Genomic DNA, 3,293 nt, shown 5'->3' on the forward strand with positions numbered 1-3,293 from the left:
TGGTCCGGTGGACGGTGGACGGGCAGTTGGTGTTCGTGGGCCGTGCGGATGATCAGGTGAAGCTGCGTGGCTACCGCATCGAGCCCGGCGAGGTCGAGACCGTACTGGCGGCGCACCCTGCAGTGGACCGGGCGGTGGTGCTGGTCCGTGAGGATGTGCCAGGGGACCGGCGTCTGGTGGCCTACGTCGTCGCTGACGATCAGGCCGTCGGCAGTGTTGACTTGCGGAGCTTCGTGGCTGAGCGGTTGCCGGAGTACATGGTGCCGTCCTCGGTCGTAGTGCTGGACGGGATGCCGTTGACGATGAATGGCAAGGTGGACCGAGCCGCATTGCCGGCACCCGAGCATTCGTCGTCTGGTGGGAGGGGCCCTGCGACGGTCGTCGAAGAGCTGGTGTGTCAGGTGTTCGCGGATGTCCTGGGCGTGGAGCGGGTGGGGGTGGAGGACAACTTCTTCGAGCTGGGCGGGCACTCCCTGCTGGCGGTCACCTTGGCCTCCCGGCTGCGCGAGCGCGGGTTCGGGGTGTCCGTGCGGGTGCTGTTCGAGGCTCCGACACCGGCGGCGCTGGCAGCTGCCGGCAGCAGTGGGGGTGTGGTGGAGGTGCCTCCGAACGGGATTCCGGAGGGCACGGAGGTGATCACGCCGGAGATGCTGCCGCTTGTCGAGCTGACGTCGGCGCAGATCGACCTGGTCTGTGAGTCCGTGGAGGGCGGCGCGGCGAACGTGGCGGATGTGTATCCGCTGGCGCCGTTGCAGGAGGGCATCTTCTTCCACCACCTGATCACCGAGCCTGGTGAGGCGGATGCGTATCTGGTGCCGATGACTCTGGGATTTGACAGTCGTGAGCGGCTGGACGGGTTCCTGGCCGCGTTGCAGCAGGTGGTGGACCGGCACGACATCTATCGCACCGGGGTCGTGTGGGAAGGGCTGCCGGAGCCGGTGCAGGTGGTCTGGCGGCGTGCGGTCGTTCCCGTTACCGAGGTGAGGCTGTCGCCGGACGGGGATCCCGCCGATGAACTGCTGGCGGTCGCCGGACGGTGGATGGATGTGGGACAGGCGCCATTGGTGCGGGTGAATGTAGCTGCGGATCCTGGAACGGATCGGTGGCTTGGGTTGGTCCAGGTTCATCACCTGTTGCAGGATCACACGGCGTTGGACGTGGTGTTGGGTGAGGTCGCTGCGCTGATGGAGGGGCGTGGAGACGAGTTGCCGGTGCCGCTGCCGTTCCGGGACTTCGTCGCCCAGGCGCGGCTGGGCATGTCCCGCGCGGAGCACGAGGAGTATTTCGCCCAGTTGCTGGGTGACGTCACGGATCCGACGCTGCCGTTCGGCCTGGCCGACGCTCATGGTGATGGCGCCGGTGTGCGGTCGGCGCGGCTGCGGGTGGATGACGGGCTGGCGGTGCGGGTACGCGAGGGAGCACGCACGATCGGGGTGAGCCCGGCGACGTTGTTCCACGTGGCTTGGGCGCGGGTGCTGGCGAGCCTCGCGGGCCGGACGGACGTGGTGTTCGGGACCGTACTGCTGGGCCGGATGCATGCCGGAGCTGGTGCGGAGTGGGTGCCTGGTCCGTTCATGAACACGCTTCCGGTGCGGATGGACGTGGCGGCCCTGGATGTCGTGGGTGCGGTGCGGGCGATGCAGGCCCAGCTGGCCGGCCTGCTGGTGCACGAGCACGCCCCGCTCGCGCTGGCGCAGAAGGCAAGCGCGGTCTCGGCCTCGGCGCCGTTGTTCACCTCCTTGCTCAACTACCGCCACGGTCGTCGACGGGCCGACGTGCCTTCCGACGAGAGTCGGCACCAGCTCAATGGCGTGGAAATGGTCTACAGCCGGGAGTCCACCAACTATCCGCTGGCCGTATCGGTGGATGACTTGGGGACGGGGTTCGCCATCACGACCGATGTAGTTGCTCCGGAAGACCCGAACCTCGTGTGCCAGTTGCTGCATACGGTGATCGACAACCTCACTGACGAACTGGAGGGCGGCTCTGACACCCCGTTGCGTGTGGTGGAGGTGTTGGCGCCGTCGGTTCGTGAGCGGGTGTTGGCGGAGTGGAACGACACCGACCGCGTGGTGCCCGAGGAGACGGTGGTGGACCTGTTCGAGCGGCAGGTAGCGCGGGATCCGGGTGCGGTGGCGGTGGTGTGTGGGGACGTGGAGTTGTCGTATGGGGAGTTGGATGAGCGGGCGTCTCGGTTGGCGGGTGTGTTGAGGGGGCGTGGGGTGGGGTTGGAGTCGGTGGTGGGGGTGTTGTTGGAGCGGTCGGTGGATGTGGTGGTGGCGTTGTTGGCGGTGTGGAAGGCCGGTGGTGCGTATCTGCCGATCGCCTCGGAGTCTCCGGCGGATCGGGTGGCGTGGTTGTTGGAGGACGCGGGCCCGGTGTGTGTGGTGACCAGCGCGCAGTTGGCGGGTGGGGTGCCGGAGGGTCTGGCGGTGCTGGTGGATGAGGCGGTGGCGGCTGGTGGGTTGGTGGAGCCGGTGCGGGTGGGGCCGGGGGATGCGGCGTATGTGATCTATACGTCGGGGTCGACGGGGCGGCCGAAGGGTGTGGTGGTGTCGCATGGGGCGTTGGCGAGTTATGTGGCGTGGTGTGTGGGGGCGTATCCGGGGGTGCGGGAGAGCAGTCTGTTGCATGGGTCGGTGTCGTTTGATCTGGGTGTGACGGGGTTGTATGCGGCGTTGGTGTCGGGTGGGTGTGTGTTTGTGTCGGGGCTGGATGAGGGTTTGCCGGGGGTGCTGGGTGGGCGTCGTCTGGGGTTCTTGAAGGTGACGCCGAGCCATCTGCCGTTGCTGGGGGCGTTGCCGGGGGAGTGTGTGCCGACGGGGCAGTTGATGGTGGGCGGCGAGGCGTTGAGCTGGGGTGCGGTGCAGCGGTGGCGTGAGGCGCATCCGGATGTGGTGGTGGTGAATCACTACGGGCCGACGGAGGGGACGGTCGGTTCGGCGCACTACGTGATTGGTGTGGGTGAGGGCGACGGGTGTGTGGGTTCGGTTCCGATTGGGCGGTCGTTTGCGACGACGAGGACGTTCGTGTTGGACCGGTTCCTGGAGCCGGTGGCGCCTGGGGTGGTGGGTGAGTTGTATGTGGCGGGGATGCAGTTGGCCCGCGGGTACCACCAGCGCCCGGGCCTGACGGGGGAACGCTTCGTGGCGTGCCCGTATGGCGGGCGGGGTGAGCGGATGTACCGGACGGGGGATCTGGTCCGGTGGACGGTGGACGGGCAGTTGGTGTTCGTGGGCCGTGCGGATGATCAGGTGAAGCTGCGTGGCTACCGCATCGAGCCCGGCGAGGTC

Annotated in this window: 1 protein-coding gene; it reads left to right on the top strand. The window is 67.8% G+C overall.

Annotation, left to right across the window (positions count from 1 at the left end; genetic code table 11):
• Positions 1-14: 14 nt before the first annotated feature.
• A partial coding sequence (locus tag ACFC1X_RS40625) for an amino acid adenylation domain-containing protein (protein WP_376364769.1) occupies positions 15-3,293 on the top strand: 3,279 nt, incomplete at its 3' end.

Origin of the sequence: Streptomyces sp. NPDC056128 (assembly GCF_042263835.1) — a bacterium.
Lineage (GTDB): Bacteria > Actinomycetota > Actinomycetes > Streptomycetales > Streptomycetaceae > Streptomyces.